This is a genomic window from Trujillonella endophytica, from assembly GCF_900110555.1.
GTDB lineage: Bacteria > Actinomycetota > Actinomycetes > Mycobacteriales > Geodermatophilaceae > Trujillonella > Trujillonella endophytica.
On the sequence record NZ_FOEE01000004.1, the window covers coordinates 1 to 18,269 of the forward strand.

Annotated in this window: 18 protein-coding genes; 6 read left to right on the forward strand and 12 right to left on the reverse strand. The window is 76.4% G+C overall.

Going from position 1 to position 18,269, the window contains the following annotated elements; genetic code table 11:
• Positions 1 to 254 (forward strand): hypothetical protein (locus tag BMY88_RS07370; protein WP_428978310.1); only part of this gene is annotated, 254 nt, incomplete at its 5' end.
• A gap of 86 nt (positions 255 to 340) precedes the next feature.
• On the opposite strand, the gene BMY88_RS07375 is transcribed toward BMY88_RS07370, so the two are convergent.
• The gene (locus tag BMY88_RS07375) at positions 341 to 1,192 is read right to left on the reverse strand and encodes a patatin-like phospholipase family protein (protein WP_091941757.1); all 852 of its coding nucleotides are present in this window, start codon (positions 1,190 to 1,192) and stop codon (positions 341 to 343) included.
• A gap of 83 nt (positions 1,193 to 1,275) precedes the next feature.
• Between BMY88_RS07375 and BMY88_RS07380 the strand changes: the two genes are divergently transcribed.
• Both BMY88_RS07380 and BMY88_RS07385 read left to right on the forward strand, forming a co-directional pair.
• Complete coding sequence (locus tag BMY88_RS07380; RefSeq protein ID WP_091941759.1) at positions 1,276 to 3,003, forward strand: class I adenylate-forming enzyme family protein; 1,728 nt, start codon at positions 1,276 to 1,278, stop codon at positions 3,001 to 3,003.
• Between the two features lie 89 nt (positions 3,004 to 3,092).
• Entirely contained in the window at positions 3,093 to 4,124 is a 1,032-nt protein-coding gene (locus BMY88_RS07385) for a potassium channel family protein (RefSeq protein WP_091941761.1), read from the forward strand.
• Here the strand turns inward: BMY88_RS07385 and BMY88_RS07390 are convergent.
• The 3 genes from BMY88_RS07390 to BMY88_RS07395 all read right to left on the reverse strand — a co-directional run bounded on the left by BMY88_RS07390 (position 4,121) and on the right by BMY88_RS07395 (position 6,918).
• Entirely contained in the window at positions 4,121 to 5,635 is a 1,515-nt protein-coding gene (locus BMY88_RS07390) for an adenylate/guanylate cyclase domain-containing protein (protein WP_211435543.1), read from the reverse strand. The two genes, BMY88_RS07385 and BMY88_RS07390, sit on opposite strands and share 4 nt — an antisense overlap.
• Before the next feature lie 112 nt (positions 5,636 to 5,747).
• The gene (locus tag BMY88_RS23765) at positions 5,748 to 5,921 is read right to left on the reverse strand and encodes a hypothetical protein (RefSeq protein ID WP_170861003.1); all 174 of its coding nucleotides are present in this window, start codon (positions 5,919 to 5,921) and stop codon (positions 5,748 to 5,750) included.
• A gap of 319 nt (positions 5,922 to 6,240) precedes the next feature.
• Positions 6,241 to 6,918: a winged helix-turn-helix transcriptional regulator gene (locus tag BMY88_RS07395; RefSeq protein ID WP_091941763.1), complete on the reverse strand. Its 678-nt coding sequence runs from the start codon at positions 6,916 to 6,918 to the stop codon at positions 6,241 to 6,243.
• Between the two features lie 71 nt (positions 6,919 to 6,989).
• On the opposite strand from BMY88_RS07395, the gene BMY88_RS07400 reads away from it, so the two are divergent.
• Entirely contained in the window at positions 6,990 to 8,132 is a 1,143-nt protein-coding gene (locus BMY88_RS07400; protein ID WP_091941764.1) for an acyl-CoA dehydrogenase family protein, read from the forward strand.
• Between the two features lie 101 nt (positions 8,133 to 8,233).
• On the opposite strand, the gene BMY88_RS07405 is transcribed toward BMY88_RS07400, so the two are convergent.
• The 5 genes from BMY88_RS07405 to BMY88_RS07425 form a co-directional block, all read right to left on the reverse strand.
• On the reverse strand, positions 8,234 to 8,929 hold the full coding sequence (locus BMY88_RS07405; RefSeq protein ID WP_091942336.1) for a dienelactone hydrolase family protein: 696 nt from the start codon (positions 8,927 to 8,929) through the stop codon (positions 8,234 to 8,236).
• Positions 8,930 to 8,985: 56 nt separating this feature from the next.
• The gene (locus tag BMY88_RS07410) at positions 8,986 to 10,221 is read right to left on the reverse strand and encodes a CoA transferase (protein WP_091941765.1); all 1,236 of its coding nucleotides are present in this window, start codon (positions 10,219 to 10,221) and stop codon (positions 8,986 to 8,988) included.
• 66 nt (positions 10,222 to 10,287) lie between these two features.
• Positions 10,288 to 11,277: a MaoC family dehydratase gene (locus BMY88_RS07415; RefSeq protein WP_211435544.1), complete on the reverse strand. Its 990-nt coding sequence runs from the start codon at positions 11,275 to 11,277 to the stop codon at positions 10,288 to 10,290.
• Positions 11,274 to 12,170, reverse strand: coding sequence for an HpcH/HpaI aldolase/citrate lyase family protein (locus BMY88_RS07420; protein ID WP_211435545.1), 897 nt, complete (start codon positions 12,168 to 12,170; stop codon positions 11,274 to 11,276). The genes BMY88_RS07415 and BMY88_RS07420 overlap by 4 nt, the downstream gene beginning before the upstream one ends.
• Positions 12,171 to 12,284: 114 nt before the next feature.
• Positions 12,285 to 12,965 (reverse strand): DUF4386 domain-containing protein, encoded by a 681-nt coding sequence (locus BMY88_RS07425; protein ID WP_091941766.1) that lies wholly within the window; start codon positions 12,963 to 12,965, stop codon positions 12,285 to 12,287.
• A gap of 97 nt (positions 12,966 to 13,062) precedes the next feature.
• Between BMY88_RS07425 and BMY88_RS07430 the strand changes: the two genes are divergently transcribed.
• Both BMY88_RS07430 and BMY88_RS07435 read left to right on the forward strand, forming a co-directional pair.
• On the forward strand, positions 13,063 to 13,791 hold the full coding sequence (locus tag BMY88_RS07430) for a TetR/AcrR family transcriptional regulator (RefSeq protein WP_091941767.1): 729 nt from the start codon (positions 13,063 to 13,065) through the stop codon (positions 13,789 to 13,791).
• Between the two features lie 89 nt (positions 13,792 to 13,880).
• Complete coding sequence (locus BMY88_RS07435) at positions 13,881 to 14,648, forward strand: alpha/beta hydrolase (RefSeq protein ID WP_091941769.1); 768 nt, start codon at positions 13,881 to 13,883, stop codon at positions 14,646 to 14,648.
• Here BMY88_RS07435 and BMY88_RS07440 read toward each other — a convergent pair.
• The 3 genes from BMY88_RS07440 to BMY88_RS07450 all read right to left on the reverse strand — a co-directional run bounded on the left by BMY88_RS07440 (position 14,645) and on the right by BMY88_RS07450 (position 18,201).
• Positions 14,645 to 15,649, reverse strand: coding sequence for an alpha/beta hydrolase (locus BMY88_RS07440; protein WP_091941771.1), 1,005 nt, complete (start codon positions 15,647 to 15,649; stop codon positions 14,645 to 14,647). The two genes, BMY88_RS07435 and BMY88_RS07440, sit on opposite strands and share 4 nt — an antisense overlap.
• Before the next feature lie 59 nt (positions 15,650 to 15,708).
• Entirely contained in the window at positions 15,709 to 16,572 is an 864-nt protein-coding gene (locus tag BMY88_RS07445; RefSeq protein WP_091941773.1) for an alpha/beta fold hydrolase, read from the reverse strand.
• Positions 16,573 to 16,635: 63 nt separating this feature from the next.
• Complete coding sequence (locus BMY88_RS07450) at positions 16,636 to 18,201, reverse strand: FAD-dependent oxidoreductase (RefSeq protein ID WP_091941775.1); 1,566 nt, start codon at positions 18,199 to 18,201, stop codon at positions 16,636 to 16,638.
• Positions 18,202 to 18,269 lie beyond the last annotated feature (68 nt).

The window sequence follows — 18,269 nt, forward strand, 5'->3', positions numbered from 1 at the left end:
GCGCGCCGGCGCACGGTGGGCCGGCGCAGCTACCGCTGCAGACCGACGCCACCGTGCACCGACTCACCGTCATCCCGCACGGCACCGTGACCCTCGGCCGGCACCTGATCCGCCTGGGCGCCGCCTACGGCGGCGCCCAGGTCACCGCCCTGGTCAACGGCCCCCAGGTCAGCTTCCACGCCCTCAGCGGCGACCTGATCGGCCAACTGACCCTGAACCCGGCCAAGCGTTACGCCACACTCTGCGCGGCCTAACCGAAGTGCGACACATGTCCTCAGACATCACTGCGACAGAGGTCCGGAGACACGACATGCAGGAAACCTGCACCGTGGCACTCCACCTAGCCGTGCCAGGCCTCGCGGACCCGGTCGACGACGGCCGCGGCCTGGGCCCGGCCGGCCTCCGCGGACGGACGGCGGGCCGCGGGGTCCAGCACGTTCCGCCCGATCGCCCGGCGGCCGGCCTCGTCCGGGCTCACCACGGCGACCCGCGCGACCAGGCCGGTCACCTGCGCGTCGACGCTGGCCAGCGGGCCGATGCCGCGGGCGATGGGCGCCAGGACGACGACCCGCTCGTACCCCTCCGCCAGGTCCGCGTTGGCCGCCGACCGCATGCCGCCGTCGACGTACCGCCGGCCGTCGATCGTGACCGGCGGGTACACCCCCGGCACGGCGCAACTGGCCGCGACCGCCGGCACCAGCGGCACGCCGGAGTCGCGGTCCAGCCGGGAGAACTCCCCCGACCGCGCGTCGACCGCGGTGACGACGAACCGCCGGTCGGGCCACTCGCTGCTCACCAGCCGCGAGCCGATCACCGCCAGCCGCTCCTCCTCGGTCGGCGTCAGGCCCGCGTCCGCGGCGGCCATGGCCAGCGCGCCGACCCGGCGGCGGAACTCCTCGTCGCGGCCCCGGCTGCGCAGCATCGCCCACGCGTAGCGGGCCAGCCCGGCCCGGCTCATCCGCGCGACCCGCTCCGACGACGGCGGCTCCAGTTGCCGCGCGTACAGCTCGTCGAGGCCGGCCCCGCTGGTCACCTGCGCGCCCACCACCGACCCGGCGGACGTGCCCACCACGAGGTCCGCCCCGGTGAGGTCGACCCCGGCCTCGGCCAGCCCGGCGAGCACGCCGATCTCCCAGGCGATCCCCGTGATGCCCCCACCGCCGAGCACCAGGGCCCGCTCCGTTCCGCTCATCCGCAGATGGTGACCGGAGGAACCCGTCTCGACACCGCATGTGACCTGCGCCACGCTGAAGACCTCCCCGAGGAAGGACCCGCATGGCCGCACCGACGTCCACCGCCGCCGCCTGGCCCCCCGGCCTGCCCCGCTCGCTGGACTACCCCGCGGTCCCGGTCGGCTCCGTGCTGCGGGCGGCCGTGCGCCGGTGGGGCGAGCGGACGGCGTTCCTCCAGGACGACGTCCCGCAGACCTTCGCCGAGCTGGGGCGCCGGGCGCACGCCGTGGCGAACTGGCTGGCCGGACAGGGGATCGGTCGCGGCGACGTCGTGGCCGTCCACGCACCCAACTGCCGGCAGTACCCGGCGGTCTACTACGGGATCCTGCTGGCCGGCGCCACCTTCTCGCCGGCCAACCCGCTGCTGCCCGCACACGAGCTGGCCGCGCAGCTCACCGACTCCGGCGCCCGGGTCCTGGTCACCTGGGACCAGGTGCTGCCCCTGGTCCGCGGCGCCCTGGCCGGGACCCCGGTGGAGACCGTCGTCGTGACCGGCCCCGCGCACGTCGCGGACCTCGCCGCCCGGGCCGTCACCGAGCCCGGCGACGTCGACCTCGCCGACGTCCTCGCCGCCGACCCGGCCGACCGGCACCACGACGCGGGCGTCGACCCGGCGGCCGATCTGGCCCACCTGGCCTACACCGGGGGCACCACCGGGGTGAGCAAGGGCGTGGAGGTGACCCACCGGAGCGTGGTGACCAACGTGCTGCAGTCGACGTGCTGGGTGACCGGGTCGGTGCCCGCCCTCGACGACGCCGGGGACGTGACGGTGCGCCGGGTGCTCGGCGCCGAGGAGTACCCGGTCCGGCTGGGCGAGGGCCGGATCATCGCCCTCGCGCCGTGGTTCCACGCGATGGGCGTCATCGGCTACCTCAACGGCCTGGTCCTCGCCGGCACCACCGCGGTCGTGCACATGCGCTTCGACCCGGCGCGCTACCTGGCCGACGCCGTCAGGCATCGCGTGACCTCCCTCGGCGGCGCCCCGCCGGTGTTCGCCGCGCTGCTGCAGGTGCCCGGCATCGAGACCGCCGACCTGTCCGCCGTCCGCGGCGTCTCCAGCGGCGCCGCGCCGCTGCCGGTGTCGCTCATCGAGCGGCTGCGGACCCTGCTCCCCGGCGCGATCATCGGCGAGGGCTACGGGCTGACCGAGGTGACGATGATCGCGACGGCCAACCCGGCGTTCCGGTCGGGCACCCGCAGGGCCGGCACCGTCGGCGTGCCGGTGTTCGACACCGAGATCAGCATCCGGCCACTCGGCGGCGGCGACCCGGTGCCGGCCGGGGAACGCGGCGAGGTGTGCATCCGCGGGCCGCAGGTGATGCGCGGCTACTGGCGCCGCCCGCAGGCCACTGCCGAGGCGATCGACGCCGACGGCTGGTTCCACACCGGCGACGTGGGGGTGCTCGACGCCGACGGCTACCTGTCGATCGTCGACCGCACCAAGGACATGCTGCTCTACAAGGGCTACAACGTGTTCCCCCGCGAGCTGGAGGAGCACCTGTTCGCGGTGCCCGGGGTGGCCGGGGCCGCCGTGGTCGGCCGGCCCGATCCCGACGCCGGCGAGCTGCCCGTCGCCTACGTCGTCCGCCGGGACGACGACGACGGTGCCGCGCTCACCCGCGACTCGGTGATGGCCGCGGTCAACGAGCACGTGACGCCGTACAAGCGGCTGCGCGACGTCGTGTTCATCGACGCAATCCCGGTGTCGGCGGCCGGCAAGGTCCTCAAGCGCGAGCTCGCCGCGCGGGAGCGCGCGCCCGCCCCGGCCTGACCGCGGCCGCTCGTCCGGGGGGTGACTCCTCTCCCCCGGACGGGTGCGGCGCGGCGCCGGCGAGCTCGCCGCTCACTATCGTCCGCGGGGTGAGAGGCCACGCAGGAGACGCCGACGACCCGCACACCGGGGTCGTGCTGGCGCACGTCGAGGAGCCACCGCTGCGCCAGGTGTGGCGACGGGTGCTCCTCGCCCTCGCCGTTCTGGTCGTCGTCGTCCTCATCGTCTGGCTGGACGGGGACTCCTACCGGGACGGCGACGAGCGTGGCCTCACGCTGCTCGACTCCTTCTACTACGCCACCGTCACCCTCTCGACCACCGGCTACGGCGACATCACGCCGGTGACCGAGGCCGCGCGCCTGGTCAACATCATCGTGATCACGCCCCTGCGGATCATGTTCCTGATCGTTCTCATCGGAACCACGCTCGAAGCGCTCACCGCGCGCTCGCGCGAGGAGTTCCGCATTCGCCGGTGGAGGTCCTCGGTGCGCCAGCACGTCATCGTCTGCGGTTACGGCACCAAGGGCCGCAGCGCCATCCGCGCGCTGCGCGCCAACGGCACGCCGGCCGAGCAGATCGTCGTCGTCGACACCGACGAGCGGCTGGTGGAGGAGGCGACGACGACCGGCCTCACCGGCATCGTCGGCGACGCGGGCCGCCGCGAGGTGCTCAAGCGCGCGGCGGTGGAGAAGGCCCGTGCCGTCATCGTCGCGGCCAACCGGGACGACGCCGCCGTGCTCATCACGCTCACCGTGCGCCAGCTCAACCCGACCGTGCCGCTGACCACCAGCGTGCGCGAGGAGGAGAACGCCAACCTGCTGCGCCAGTCCGGCGCCACGACGGTCATCACGACCTCGGCGACCTCGGGTCGGCTGCTCGGCCTGTCGACCGACCACCCGCGCGTGGTCAACGTCGTCGAGGACCTGGTCACCGGCGGCCAGGGCCTGGACCTGCACCAGCGCAACGTGAAGTCCGGCGAGGTGGGGCTGGGCCCGCGCCAGCTGACCGACATCGTGCTGTCGGTGACCCGCGGCGGGCGCACCCTGCGCTTCGACGACCCGCTGATCGGCACGCTGCAGCCCGAGGACGAGCTCGTGGTCGTCCGCGCCCATCTGACCTAGGAGCGCACCCAGGTCCGGGTCGGCTCGCCGCGGCCGCGGAGCTCCACCTCGACGTCGGGCCGCCAGTGCGCGCGCTCGTCGCCGGCCGCCCGCACCGTCGCCTCGCTGGCCACCGCCCGGCCGGCGTGCTCCTTGGCCAGCTCGGTGAGCCGGGCGGCCTCGTTCACCGGATCGCCGATCACCGTGTACTCCAGCCGGCTCGCCGCGCCCACCTGGCCGGCCCAGACCGGCCCGCAGGCCACCCCGACCCCGACGTCGACCTCGCCCGCCGCGGCGACGGCGTCGCAGATCCGCCGGGCCGCCCGCAGCGCCGCGCCGGCCGGGTCGGGGTGCTCGGTGGGGGCTCCGAAGACGCACAGCGCGGCGTCGCCGGCGAACTTGTCCACCAGCCCGCCCTCGGCCTCGATGGCGTCGACGACGACGGCGAAGAACCGGTTGAGCAGGCCGACCATCTCCTCGGGGCCGGTGCGGCGCACCAGCGAGGTGGAGCCGGCGATGTCGACGAACAGCGCCGCGACCGTGCGCAGCTCCCCGCCGAGCGAGACGCCCTCGGCCAGGGCCCGCTGGGCGACCGTCGGCCCGACGTGCCGGCCGAACAGGTCCCGCAGCCGCTCCCGCTCGGCCAGGCCCGCGGCCATCGAGTTGATGCCCTCCTGCAGCAGGCCGATCTCGCCGGCGTCGTCCACCCCGACGCGCACGTCGTGGTCCCCCTCGCCGACGCGCTGCACGGCCCGGCGCAGCTCGCGCAGCGGAGCGCCGACCGCGCGGGCGGTGAGCAGGGTGGCCAGCGCGCCGACCAGCAGCGCGACGACGACGAGGAAGACGACGGCGCCGGCGCCGGGGCCGTCGGGGTTGGTCGGGTCGAGGAACAGCAGCACCACGCCCACGAGGGGCACGCCGCTGGTGACCCCCCAGGTCAGCAGCAGCCGCGGCCCGACACCGAGGGCCAGCCGGCCGGTCGGCGGGTACGCGGCCAGCGCCCGGGCCGTGACCGCCCGCGCGGCACGGGCGACGAGCAGGTAGGTGACACCGGCGGTCACCACCCCGCCGAGCAGGGTGGCGATGGCGACGCGGACGCCGATCCGGGCGTCGGGATAGGCGAGCGCCGCGACCGTGCCGAGCAGCGCGGCGCCGATCACCCACACGGTGACGGCGACGAGGGCGGCGTCGACGGGGAGGCGGAGGGCCCGGGCGGCCTCGTCCCGGGTCGGATCACCCCCGGCGAGCAGCCAGGTGGTGGTGCCGCGCTGGTGGCGCAGCCCGGCCCAGGTGCCGGCCGGGAAGGCGACGACGAGGTAGCCGAGCGCGGCCAGCAGGACGGGGGTGCGGCCGGACGCGACGTCCTCGCCGACGCCCAGCAGGAGCAGGGCCACGGTGCCGACCCCGACCAGGTTGGCGAGGTTCACCAGCCCGACGATCAGCGGAACGGCGCTGCGGCCGCTCGGCGCCCACGCCAGCACGGCGTCGGCCCGCTGCACGGCACCGGCGGCCGGCCCGCCCTCGCTCGGCACGGCGCGCGTCAGCGCGCGGGCGCGGAGGCGGGCGGCAGTGTCACCCCGTCATGATCGCGGAGCGCGGAGCTCGGCGCGCCCCCGGTGCCCCGTCCGGGTCGGGTCGGGGTGCTCACGCGGCGAGCTCGGCCTCCCAGTCGGCCAGCAGCCCCGCGGTGAGCGCGCAGTCGGTCGCGGTGGTCAGCCAGCCGGCGACCAGCAGCAGCGGCCACGGCTGCTCGGAGTCCAGCGACGCCGTCGCCGCCATGGTGCCCGCCTGTGCCACTGCCCTGCATGCCGTGTCCATGACCGGCTCCCCTCGGTTGGTACCCAGGGGATCGGCAGGCAAGGGCCCGCCCTCCAGCCGCGACACACGACCCACCCCTTTCGAGGGGCCCGCGGGACGCGACGACGTCCGCCGTTCACACCGGTCGTCCCGCGCGCTCGTTGCGGGTGTCGTTCGTGCCTTGTGGGTCCTGCAGCACCGCCACGGCGCGAGGAACACCCGCAGTGCGCCGCCCGGAGCCACTGCCCGCCGAGCCACTGCCCGACCAGCGACCAGCACCAGCGCCCGGCCGGCGGCCGGTGCAGCCGGTGAACCACCTCGCGCGGCGGCCGCCGCGGGCTCAGGCGGAGGCGGCGACCGCCTGCCGCACGTAGGGCGCGACCGGGCTCAGCCGCAGCGACCGCGGCAGCGCGCGGACCAGCGCCGTGTCGCCGCTGACGACCACGCGGCGGTCGCGCACCGCGGCGCCGTACTCCATCCGCCCGTCCCACACCTGGTAGAGGGCGTCGAGGTCGGCGTCGATCGTCACGTCGACGTCGAACCCCGGGTCCACGAAGCACAGCGACACGTCGGCGGTCTGCACGACCAGCCAGAACCGGCGCCGCGTGCCGGACCGGAAGCGCACGTGCAGCACGGTCCGCTCGCGCTGCCCGAACGCCGAGGCGTCGACGCCGCCGCGCATCCACCACAGGAGCACCGTGGCGTCGAGCTCGTCGGCGCGCGGCTCGCCGAACGCCCAGCGGGCGCCCCACTCGGCGAGCCCGAAGACGATGGGCCGGAGGTCCTGGCACGCCTGGGTGGGCAGGTAGCGGTCGTCGACGTGGTCGACCAGGCCCGCGCGTTCCAGGTGGTCCAGCCGCTTGGAGAGCAGCCCGCGGGAGAGCCGGGGCAGGCCGCGGGCCAGCTCGTTGAACCGCTCCGCGCCGACGAGCAGGTCCCGCACGATGAGCAGGGTCCAGCGATCGCCGAGCAGCTCCAGGGACCGGGTGATCGGGCAGTACTGCCCATAGCGCGCCATGCCCCGGGATGGTCGCAGCGGTTCAGAACCAGCACTAGTGCCGTCGGTCCGCCGCCGCGACGGTCGTCGGCATGACGACCACTCTCACCCCCCTGCCCACCGACGAGTCCCTGACCGCGCTGGCCGCCGAGATCGGCCGCACCGCCACGGCCACCGAGGCCGAGCACGACCGCGACGCCACCTTCGTCACCGAGGCCTACGCCGCGATGGCGAGCACGGGCTACCTCGCCATGGCCGTGCCGCCCGAGCTCGGCGGCGCCGGCGCCACCCTCCGCCAGGTCGTGCTCGCCCAGCACGAGCTGGCCCGCTGGTCCGGCGCTGCCGCGCTGTCGTCGGCCATGCACCTCTACCTGACCCTGCTGCAGCGCTGGCGGTACGGCCGCGGCTTCGCCGACGCCGAGGCCGCGCTGCGCAAGGTCGCCGCCGACGGCATCGTGCTGGCCACCAGCGGCGGCAACGACTGGGTCTCCCCCACCACGACCGCGGTGCCCGCCGACGGCGGCTTCCGGTTCACCGGCCGCAAGTCCTTCGTCTCCCAGGCACCGGCCGCGACGGTGATGTCGACGTCGGCCACCCTCGGCGAGCCCGGTCCCGACGCCGAGGTGCTGCACGCGAGCGTGCCGATGAGCAGCCCCGGCGTGACGATCGTCGAGACCTGGAACACCCTGGGCATGCGCGGCACCGCCAGCCACGACGTCGTGTTCGACGATGTGTTCGTGCCCGCCGAGAAGGTCACCGGCCGACGGCCCTACGGCGTGCTGGCCGGCCCGCTGCTGCTCGCCGCCCAGTACTTCGCGCCGGTGGTCTCCGCCGTCTACCTGGGTGTCGCGCAGGGTGCCTGCGACGAGGCGGCGCGGTCGCTGGCGTCCAAGGCCGAGCCGGCGCCGTCCGCCGTCCGCCTGCTGGGGGAGATGACCGCCCGGCTGCGGGTCGCCCGGTGGGCCGTGCTCGCCGCGGTCGAGGAGACCGGCGGTGACTTCGGGCCGGACCCGGCCGTGCTCGAGGCGCTGATGACCGCCAAGCGGCACGCGGTGCTCGAGGCGGTGGCGGTCACGGACCTGGCGCTGCAGGTGGCCGGCGGGCCCGCCTTCTCCCGGGGATCGAAGCTGGAGCGGGCCTACCGCGACGTGCGCGGCGGACCGTTCCACCCGCTCACCCCGGAGGCGACCCTCGAGACGGTCGGCGCGGCGGCCCTCGCGGCCCGCCGCGGCTGACCGCCCGCCCCGGAGCAACTCCGCGCTTCCGCCCCGGGGCAATTCCGCGCTTCTGCCCCGGAGCAATTCCGCGCTTCTGCACGGATGGGCGGGCGGTCGGGTCAGCGCAGGTGCTCGCCGAAGAAGGCGAGGATGCGCTGCCAGGCGTCCTCGGCCTCCGGCCGCGAGTAGGCCAGCCCCGCCGTCCGCTCCACGAACCGCAGCGGGGCCGGCGTCCCCCAGTCGTTCATGAACGAGTGGCCGACCCCCGGGTACTCCTTGACGTCGGAGGCCACGCCGCCGGAGGCCAGCCGCTCCTCGAGCTCGGCCGCCGCCCCCTTCAGCATCCGGTCCTTCGCGCCGTAGCTGGCGACCGTCGGGCAGGCGCGGGAGAGCTCCTCCTTGTTCGGCGGCCAGATGCCGTAGTTCGGGGCCGCCGCGTCGAAGGTGCCGCTCGGCGCGGTCAGCAGGGCGAAGCCGCCGCCCATGCAGAACCCGACCGAGCCGACCTTTCCGGTGCAGCGCGCGTCGGCGCGCAGGTGCGCGGCGGCGGCGAGGACGTCGTCCACCGCTGGGCCGCGCCCGTCCTGCAGCGACTTGAGCGTGGAGACCACGCACCGGAGCCGGTTGCCCCGGCGGAACAGCGCCGGAGCGATGGCGAGGTACCCGTTGGCGGCGAAGCGGTCGGTGATCCGCCGGACGTCGGCGCCGAGGCCGAAGGCGTCGTGCACGATCACGACCCCCGGCCACGGGCCCGGGCCCTCCGGCTCGGCGGAGTACCCGGGCAGCGGTCCGGCGGGCGCGTCGAACGTCGTCATCGGCACACCGGCATCCTGGCCGACCCGCAGGTCGGCCGCGCGGCGGGCCGGGTCGCTCAGGCGGCCGGGACGGGCAGCCGGACGGTGCCCTCCCCCGCGAGCCGGCCGATCTCGGCGGCCGAGAGGCCCAGCACCTCGGCCAGCGCCCACTCGGTGTCCGCGCCGAAGTCCGGCGCGGGCGCCGGCGGCACGTAGCGGGAGTCCCAGCGCAGCGGGGAGGTGCCGGTCAGCATCGGGCCGATGCCCTGCTGGTCGACCTCGATGAGCACGTCGGTCTCCTCGCCGCGCCGGAAGGCGGCCACGACCTCCGACGGCGAGCGGAACTCCCCCACCATCACGCGGGTCTCGGCCGCGGCGGCGAGCACCTGCTCGCCGGTGTGCCGGGCGAACCACGGCGCGAGCACCGCCTCGATGAGCGCCCGGTTCTCGAAGCGGACCCCCTCGACGTCGAAGTCCGCGCCGTGCACGCCCGACAGCGCCTCGAAGACCGCGGCCGTGCCGGTCATGCCCACCAGGTCTCGCCACTGCTGGCGGGTGATGGCGACGGCGATGACCCGGCGGCCGTCGGCGCAGGCGAAGTCCACGCCGAACGCGCCGTACATGTGGTTGCCCAGGCGCGGGCGGTCCTGACCGCGCTCGGTGACCTCGGCCAGCCAGCCCAGGCTCGCCACGTGCGCGGCGGCGACGTCGGCCAGCGCCAGGTCGATCCGCGAGCCGCGGCCGTCGACCCGCCGCCGGTGCAGCCCGGCGAGGAGGCCGGAGACGGCGAGCAGTCCGGTGGCGATGTCCCACGCCGGGAGCACGTGGTTGACGGGGCGGTCGACGTCGGCCGGGCGGGTGAGCATGGGGACGCCGTAGCGCGGGTTGACCGCGTAGTCCATGGCGGGGCGGCCGTCGGCGTAGCCCTGGATGTGCACGTGCACCAGGTCGGGGCGGCGGGCGCTCAGCGCGTCGTAGGAGAAGAACCGGCGGCCGATCGTGTTGTCCACGAACAACCCGGCGCCCTCGCCCGGGGCGGTGATCAGCGCGGCGGCGAGCTCCTGGCCGGCCGGGGAGCGGAAGTCCACGGCCACCGACCGCACGCCCTTGTTCAGCCCGGCCCAGAACAGGCTGCGGCCGTTGCGGGCCAGCGGCCAGCGGCCCATGTCGGCGGGCCCGCCGGCCGGGTCCAGCCGGATCACGTCCGCGCCCATCTGGGCCAGGGTCAGCCCGGCGAGCGGCCCCGCGACGAAGCTGGTCGACGTCACGACGCGCAGCCCCTGCAGGGGGCCCGCGCCCGTCTCCTCGGTCATGTCGATCTCCTCCGTGGCCCCGCCGCGCGGGCGGTCGCCGTTCCCGGCCCCCGTGCGGGGGCCGGCTCACATCAGGACGCTGAGCCGCCAGTCCAGGACCGGCCGCGGCTCGCCGGCCGGGTCGTCGGCGTCGGCGTCGGCGGTGACGACCGACCGCAGCCCGACGACGGACGGGCCGCCGTCCAGCGGGCGGACGTCCTCGACGGTCACCACGCTGCGCAGGGTGTCGCCCTCGTGCACCGGGCCTGTGTGGTCGCAGCCCGCCCAGCCCAGGAACAGGGCGACCCCGGGCAGCGCCCGCGTCAGCTGCGCGGCGGCGAGGCCGATCGTGTGGCCGCCGTAGACCAGGCGGCGCCCGCCCGCGGCGCGCGCGTCGTGGTGCACCTGCGCGACGTTGAGCGTCAGCCGGGCCAGCTCCGGGGCGCTGGACACGACGTCGCCGCCGACGACGTCGACCTGCGTCCCCACCTCGGGCACCGGGGGCCGCGGCGCCAGCGGCCGCAGGTCCAGCCCGGCCAGCGCCGCGGTGACGTCGACCGGGTCGGCGCCGATCGCGGCGAGGTCGTCGGCGTGCCCGGTGTCGGCACCCTCGGGCGACAGCGGGAGCATCGCGCAGCGGTGGAAGTCGAGGACCGCGTCACCGCGCTGGTCGCGGGTGGTGATGTGCAGGGCGGCCAGCCCCGTCCGCGGGCGACCCTCACGGGTGGCGTTCTGCTTGAGCCCCACCACCTCGGTGCGGGTGTACAGGGTGTCGCCGAGGGCGGGGAACCGCCGGAAGACCAGGCCCCGGTAGAAGAGGTTGGCCCGGACGAAGTGGGTGACCACGGTCGACTGCCCGATCGCGACGTCCCAGACGTGGGCCGGGTGGGCCAGCGCCCCGCGGCCGGTGACCGCCGAGGCGAGCTCGGCGTCCGTGGCCAGCGGCAGCCGGTCGCCGAGCACCGCCTGGTGGACGGCGGCGGCGCCGGCGGTCAGCGTGACGCCGGGCGCGGTGTCGAACACCTGGCCGTGGCGCAACTCGTCGAAGTAGGGCCCGCGGGCCTCCACCCGGCTCACAGCGCCGCGCCCCTGCCGGCGCGGGCGAGGACCGACCGCGCCCGGACGGCGAGCGCCTCGTCGAGCATCTGCCCGTCGAGGGACACCGCGCCCGCGCCCGCGGCCGTCGCCTCGTCCATGGCGGCGAGGACCCGGCGGGCCCACTCCAGCTGCTCGGCCGAGGGGGTGAAGATGCGCGTGGCGTCGGCGACCTGGGCGGGGTGGATGACCCAGGTGCCGTCGAAGCCGTGCCGGCGCGCGCGGTCGCGGTCGGCGAGGAACGTCTCGTCGGCGGCGACCGACAGCCAGGGCCCGTCGATCAGCTGCCGCCGGCCGGCCCGCGCGGCGGCCACGACCGCGCTGCGGACCGGGTCCCAGGCGGCCGGGTCGCCGTCGGGGTCGCGGCCGAGGTCGGCGGCCAGGTCGGCATAGCCGACGACCAGCGCGCGGAGCAGGTCGCTGGCCGCGACGACGGCGTCCAGGGAACGCAGCGCGGCCGCCGACTCGACGAGCGCATCCAGCCGGATCACCGGCGCCGGGGAGCCGGCAGCTGCCCGCTCGGCCCGCGCGCCCCGGACCAGCCGGTCGACGACGTGCAGTTCGACCGCCGAGTCGACCTTCGGCACGACCAGGGTCACCGGTGCCTGCGCCGCCGCGACCACGTCGAGCACGTCGCGGTGGCACCAGGCCGAGCCGACCTGGTTCACCCGGACCGCGAGCGATCCGGCCCGGCCCGCGGCCGCGACGACCTCGCGGACCCGGGCGCGAGCGGCGCCCTTCGCCGCGGGGGCGACGGCGTCCTCGAGGTCGAGGACCACCTCGTCGACGTCCGCGGCGAGGGCCTTGTCGACCTTGCGCTGGTCCGAGGCCGGCACCACGAGGCAGACCCGGGGTGCCGGGGGCGCGGCGGTCATCGGGGCCCTGCCGTCTCGGGGAACCGCATCCGCCCACTCCTCGCGCTCGCCGGGCCCGCCGCGCGGCGGGTGACCCGATCCTCCCCGACCGGCGGGGAGCGTTCGCGCGACGGGTCAGACCGTCGCGGGTACCGGGGCCGCCGGCGCCGTCACCGGCCGCCGTGCCGGGCGGATCCCGCGGGTGATCAGGTGGACGGCCAGGCACACCTCCCAGGCGAGGATCGGGACGACGAGCAGCCCGCCCACGCCCGAGATCCCGTCGGAGAGACCGAGCAGCTCCCCCGCGTTGGCCGCGGCCACCAGCGGCCCGCCGACCAGGCCCAGCACGGGGATGAACCGCGGCACCTGCCCCGAGCGGTACAGCAGCCAGGCGAGCACGAGCGTGTTGCCGCCGGCGCAGACGAGGCCGGGCCCCACCAGGAACGTCGCGTCGTGCACCGCGAGCAGGCCGTCGCGCACCCCGCCCGGGCCGGGGGTCGCCGTCGCGGCGAGGACGGCGACCACGCCCACCAGGACCACCCCGGCCTCCAGCGTGCGCAGCGCGACGTAGCCGAGCGCGAGCCCCTCGTGCTCCCCGCGCACGAGCGGGTACAGCACCACGGCCGTGCCGACGACGCCGAGCGCCAGGACCACCTCCAGCAGCGCGGCCACGAGCACGGCGCTCTCGCCCCCGGCGCCCGGGACCGCTCCGGGCTCGAGCACCGACGCGTAGACCAGCGCGGCCGGGATCGAGGTCGCGTGCGTGACCAGGAACAGCACACCGGCCGTGCGGGCCGCTCGCCTCGTGGGGTCCATGGGGCCTCCTCATTCGGAGGTGTACGGCGTACACCAATGGGGGAGGACGCTAGGTGTACGGTGTACGCCTGTCAACCGGCACCACGAGAGGACGCCGATGCCCCCCGCCGCGCCCCCGCGCCGCGAGCGCCTGGACCGCGACCGCGTCCTGCGCGCGGCCGTCGCCCTCGCCGACGAGGCCGGCCTCGCCGCGGTGAGCATGCGTGGCCTGGCGCAGCACCTGGGCGTCGTCCCGATGGCGCTGTACAAGCACGTGGCCGACAAGGACGAGCTGATCGGCGGGATGGTCGACGTCGTCCTCGGCGGGATCGAGCCGCCGGACCCGGCGCTGGGCTGGAAGGACGCCGTCCGCGAGCGGGTCCTCGCGGCCCGGCGGGCCGTACTGCGGCACCCCTGGGCGCGGCGGGCCATCGAGGCGAGCACGCGCCGGACGCCGGTCGTGCTCGGCCACATGGACGCCGTCGCGGGCGGGCTACGGGCCGGCGGCCTCTCCCCCGACCTGACCCACCACGTGATGCACGCGCTCGGCAACCGCATCTGGGGGTTCAGCCCGGAGCTGTTCGAGGAGCCGGCGCCCGCGCACCCGCCGACGCCGGAGGAGCAGGAGGCGATGGCACGGGAGTTCGCGCAGCGCTTTCCGCACGTGCTGGAGATCGCCGTGGCCGCGACCGAGGGCGATCTCGGCCGGGTCGGCGGCGGCTGCGACGAGCAGTTCGAGTTCGAGTTCGCCCTCGACCTGCTCCTGGACGGCGCCGAGCGGCTGCACCGGGCGGGCTGGACCTCCGCGGCCCGCCGGCCCGTTGCCCGGTCGTCGCAGCGGCCCTAGGCCGCGAGCCGCCGCCGGCCGGGTCCCGGCCGAGGGTCTCCCGGCGCTGCGGCACGGCAGCGACCGGATGCCCGCGGGATGCTGTCCGGATGGCCGCCACCCGTACCACCCCGTCGCGCGGCTGGCTCGTCACCGAGCCGGCCCGGGCGGGGCTGGACGCCTCCGCACTGCTGGCCACGTTCCCGCTGCTGGCCGCGGCCCCGCGGGGCGACGGCCACCCCGTGCTGGTGCTGCCCGGCCTGCTGACCGGTGATCCCGCCACGCTGGTGATGCGGGGTGTCCTGCGTTCGCTCGGCCACTCCGTGTCCGGGTGGAGCCTCGGCACCAACCGGGGACCCACGCACCACGTCGTCGGCCGGCTGCGCGACCAGCTCGACCGGCTGCACCGCGAGTCCGGCCGGCGGGTGAGCCTGGTCGGATGGAGCCTCGGCGGTCTGTACGCGCAGGAGCTGGCGCGCGCCGCCCCCGGCAAGGTCCGCGGGATCGTCACGCTCGGGACGCCCGTGGCGCGGAGGGCACCGTGGGTCCGTCGCGTGTCGAGGCTCGCCGACGCCGCGCCCCTGCCGGCCCCGGCGGGAGCGCTCCCCCGCGCCTGGGCCGAGCGGGGACCCCTCCGCGTCCCGGCGACGTCGGTGTACACGCGCGCCGACGGGATCGTGCACTGGTCGGCGTGCCGGCACGTGCTGCGCGCCCGGCGGGAGAACGTGGAGGTGCGGGGCAGCCACCTGGGCCTCGGCGTCAACCCGGCGGTGCTCTGGCTGGTCGCCGACCGGCTCGGCACGCCCGAGGACGCCTGGCACCCGTTCCGGCCGCCGCTGGCGCTGCGCCCGTTCTTCCCGGCCCCCCGCGGCACCTAGCCGGCGAGCACCTCGCCGCGGCGGGTCGGGTGGCCGTCGTCGGCCCGGGCGGTGGGCTCCAGCGCGGCGTGCAGCTCGGCGCAGAGCTCGCCGAGCGCCTGCGGGGCGCTGCGGCACAGCTTCGGGAACGCGAGGAAGCCGTGCGGCATGCCGACGTAGGTCGTCGTCCGCACCGGGACGCCGGCCGCCTCCAGCACCGCGGCGTAGCGGAGGCCGTCGTCGCGGATGGGGTCGTGCTCGGCGACCTGGACCAGCGCCGGGGGCAGGCCGGCGTGATCGGCCGCCAGCAGCGGGGAGACGTAGGGGTCGCGCGGGTCCTGGCTGCCCAGGTAGTGGTCGCGGAAGGCCAGGATCTCGGCCTCGTCGAGGATCGGCGCGTGCGCGTTCTCCCGGATCGACGGGCTGCCCAGGGTGAGGTCGGTGGCGGGGTAGATCAGCGCCTGCAGCGCGATGCGGGGGCCGGAGCGGTCGCGGGCCATGAGCGCGACGACGGCCGACAGGTTGCCGCCGGCGCTGTCGCCCATGACGGCCAGCCGCTCGCCGTCTGCCCCGAACTCCGCGGCGCGGGCCGCGAGGTCGACCAGGGCCCGGTAGCAGTCCTCCGGAGCGGCCGGCCAGCGATGGGTGGGGGCGAGCCGGTAGTCGACCGACACGACGACGGCGCCGACGGACCGCGCGACGTTGCTGCACAGCCAGTCGGCGGTGTCGAGGGCGCCGAGCACCCAGCCGCCGCCGTGGAAGTTCACGACCAGCGGCAGCGGTCCCTCCGCCGCCTCCGGCCGGTAGACGCGGACGGGCAGCGGGCCGGTCTCCCCCGCCGCCGTTGCGTCGGTGAGCCGGACACCGCCCGCGACGGCACCGAGCATCAGGTCCAGCACCGGGTTGTGGCCGACGACCGTCTGCTGGGCCTTCCGGATCTTCTCGTCGTCCATCGTGGCGATCGAGTTGGCCGACCGGAGCAGCCGCCCCAGGATCCGCACCCGCAGGTCCAGCCGTGCCATGTCCGGTTCCTCTCGTCGACGACGCGTGGCCGCACCGTAGCGACTCCCGCGCGTTCCGGTCAGGCCGCGTCGACCGCGTCGACGTGCTCGCCGATCGCCCGGACGAGCGACGGCAGCACCGCCGCGCTCAGTGCATGGCCCATGCCCGGCACCGGGACCAGGCGGGCGCCGCCGATCACCGCGGCGAGGTGCCGGGCGTGCGGCGGCGGGTTGACCGGGTCCTCGGGCGCCTCGACCACGAGCGTCGGCACGGTCACCCGCGCCAGCTCCGCGCCCCGCGCGAGCCCCGACTGCTCGGCCAGCGCGTGCGCCGTCGAGGACACCGCCGTCCCGCTGTGCGCGATCACCCGCTCCTCCAGCGCGCGGAACTCCGCGGCGTCGAACGGCACCCCGTCGCCGTTGAGGATGCGCCAGTGCTCGACCCGCCAGTCCAGCTCGGCGGCCTCGTCGCGCGGCTCGCCCATCGTCTGCCACAGCGCGAGCAACCGGGGGTCGGGGCCGGGCAGGTCGGCGTCGCCCGTGCCGTCGGCGTCGGCGAGCCCCGCGCCCAGGGCCGAGGTCGCGAACACCGTGGCGCTGAGCAGCCGGTCGGGGTGGTCGAGCAGCAGCAGCTGCACGAGGGTGCCGCCCATCGACATGCCGACGACGTGCGCCCGCGCGATGCCCAGCCCGTCGAGCAGCCGGACGGCGTCGGTGGCCAGGTCGCGGAGCGCGTAGGGGCGGACGTCGAAGGCGCGGGTCGACCGCCCGGTGTCGCGGTGGTCGTAGCGGATCACCCGGTGCCGCTCGCCCAGGGCGTCGACGAGCTCGTCGGGCCAGGTGATCCCGCTGGCGTTGGCGCCCATGACCAAGAGCACCGGCGTCCCGTCGGGAGCGCCGCGCTCCTCGACCCAGAGCTCGGTGCCGGCGTCGACGCGGACCATGCGCTGCACCGGCCCACCCTGGCACCGGCGCCCCCGCCGCGTCGACGCGGTATGCCGGCCGGGTCAGGCCGGCACGGCGGCGAGCTCTCCGGCGGGCAGCCGTCCCGTCGCCAGGTCCACCGCGGCGCGGAGCGCGGCCGCGGGATCCTCGACGTCGGCGGGCGCCTGCCACGCCACGAACCCGTCCGGGCGGACGAGCACCGCCCCGTCCGCGCCCACGGCGTACCGGCGGGCCAGCGAGCCGTCGGGGTCGGGCACGTCCGGGCCGAACCGGAGCACCGCCAGGGGCGGACCGCCGGCCGACCGCTCGGCCGCCGCGCGCCAGGCGCCGCCCTCCGGCCCGGTGAGCAGCGTCAGACGCCCGTCGAACAGGTCCAGCGTGGAGACCCTCCGGCCGGTCACGTCGAGCCAGGCGTGCGGGGCCAGGCGGCCGGGCGCCGCGTGCCCGCCGACCGTCGCCGGGGGCTCCACGTGCTCGGTGGGCGCGATCGCGGACGACACGTACGTGGTGCCGAAGTCCTCGAGCCCCGACGCCTCGTGGGGGTCCTCGCGCGGCTGGAGAGAGCGCAGCGCGTTCGCCCGGCCCACCGGCAGGCGCTCCTGCTCGTAGGTGTCCAGCAGCGCCTCATCGGCCCAGCCGCGCAGCACCCAGGCCAGCTTCCAGGCCAGGTTGTGCGCCGCCGCGATGCCGGTGTTCATGCCGGTGGCCCTCCGGGGGGTCGTCCGGGTGGCCGCATCGCCGACGAGGAACGCCGGGCCGCTGCGGAACCGGGTCGCGAGCTCGGCGCCGAAGGTCCACGCGAACGTGCCCTGCACCTGGACCGGCAGCTCCGGGAGGCCGGCCGAGGCGCGGAAGCGGGCGACCAGCTGCTCGCGGGTGAGCTCCTCCGGTTCGCCGTCGCCGGGCTCCCAGCCGTAGCCCCACCGGTGCCGGCCCGAGGCGACGACGAGCCCCTCGGCCCCGGGTGCCGTCACCCACTGCAGGGCGAACGGCGGGTTCGGCAGGACCGCGTCCAGGTCGGCGGCGAACAGCGCCGTCAGCTGCCGGCCCTCCGAGCCCAGGGGCTCCAGGCCGATGCCGAGGGCGCTGCGCACGGTGCTGCGGGGCCCGTCGGCGCCGACCAGGTACCGCGCCCGGACCTCGTACTCCCGGCCCCCGGCCGGGTGCAGCCTCGCCCGCACCCCGTCGCCGTCGACCACCACGCCGGCGAGCGCGGTGCGGAAGCGCACCTGGCCGCCGCTGTGGACCAGGTGGTCCAGCAGGATCGGCTCGAGGTGGTCCTGCGGGACGAAGGCGAACGCCTCCGGGCTCATGGTCGCCACGTACTGCGCCGCGGGCGCGCCCAGCGACTCGACCGCGACGACGGGGGCGCTCAGCGTCCGTGAGATGCCGAGCTCCAGGCGGACGTGCTGGCCGGCCGCGGCCACCCGGTCCGCCAGCCCCCACGACCGCAGGATCTCCTGGGTGCGCGGCCGGACACCGGCGGCGCGGGGAAAGATCGACAGGCCGGGGTGCCGCTCGACGAGCAGCACCCGGACGCCGGCCCGGGCCAGCCCGATGGCGGTGGTGAGTCCTGCCGGTCCTGCGCCCACGACCAGCACGTCGTGGGTCTCGCGGTGGATGCGCATCAGAGGTGCTCCTCGTCGGATCGGTGTGCTCCCACGGTCGCGGCCCCGGCCGCCCGGCGGATCCGTAG

Bases quoted from the DNA above. Each gene is read 5' to 3' on its own strand.
- BMY88_RS07420 (WP_211435545.1), bottom strand. From the start codon at position 12,170: ATGACCGCCGCGCCCCCGGCACCCCGGGTCTGCCTCGTGGTGCCGGCC.
- BMY88_RS07410 (WP_091941765.1), bottom strand. From the start codon at position 10,221: ATGACCGAGGAGACGGGCGCGGGCCCCCTGCAGGGGCTGCGCGTCGTG.
- BMY88_RS07425 (WP_091941766.1), bottom strand. From the start codon at position 12,965: ATGGACCCCACGAGGCGAGCGGCCCGCACGGCCGGTGTGCTGTTCCTG.
- BMY88_RS07395 (WP_091941763.1), bottom strand. From the start codon at position 6,918: ATGGCGCGCTATGGGCAGTACTGCCCGATCACCCGGTCCCTGGAGCTG.
- BMY88_RS07450 (WP_091941775.1), bottom strand. From the start codon at position 18,201: ATGCGCATCCACCGCGAGACCCACGACGTGCTGGTCGTGGGCGCAGGA.
- BMY88_RS07405 (WP_091942336.1), bottom strand. From the start codon at position 8,929: ATGACGACGTTCGACGCGCCCGCCGGACCGCTGCCCGGGTACTCCGCC.
- BMY88_RS07445 (WP_091941773.1), bottom strand. From the start codon at position 16,572: ATGGTCCGCGTCGACGCCGGCACCGAGCTCTGGGTCGAGGAGCGCGGC.
- BMY88_RS07435 (WP_091941769.1), top strand. From the start codon at position 13,881: ATGGCCGCCACCCGTACCACCCCGTCGCGCGGCTGGCTCGTCACCGAG.
- BMY88_RS07440 (WP_091941771.1), bottom strand. From the start codon at position 15,649: ATGGCACGGCTGGACCTGCGGGTGCGGATCCTGGGGCGGCTGCTCCGG.
- BMY88_RS07375 (WP_091941757.1), bottom strand. From the start codon at position 1,192: ATGAGCGGAACGGAGCGGGCCCTGGTGCTCGGCGGTGGGGGCATCACG.
- BMY88_RS07380 (WP_091941759.1), top strand. From the start codon at position 1,276: ATGGCCGCACCGACGTCCACCGCCGCCGCCTGGCCCCCCGGCCTGCCC.
- BMY88_RS07400 (WP_091941764.1), top strand. From the start codon at position 6,990: ATGACGACCACTCTCACCCCCCTGCCCACCGACGAGTCCCTGACCGCG.
- BMY88_RS07430 (WP_091941767.1), top strand. From the start codon at position 13,063: ATGCCCCCCGCCGCGCCCCCGCGCCGCGAGCGCCTGGACCGCGACCGC.
- BMY88_RS23765 (WP_170861003.1), bottom strand. From the start codon at position 5,921: ATGGACACGGCATGCAGGGCAGTGGCACAGGCGGGCACCATGGCGGCG.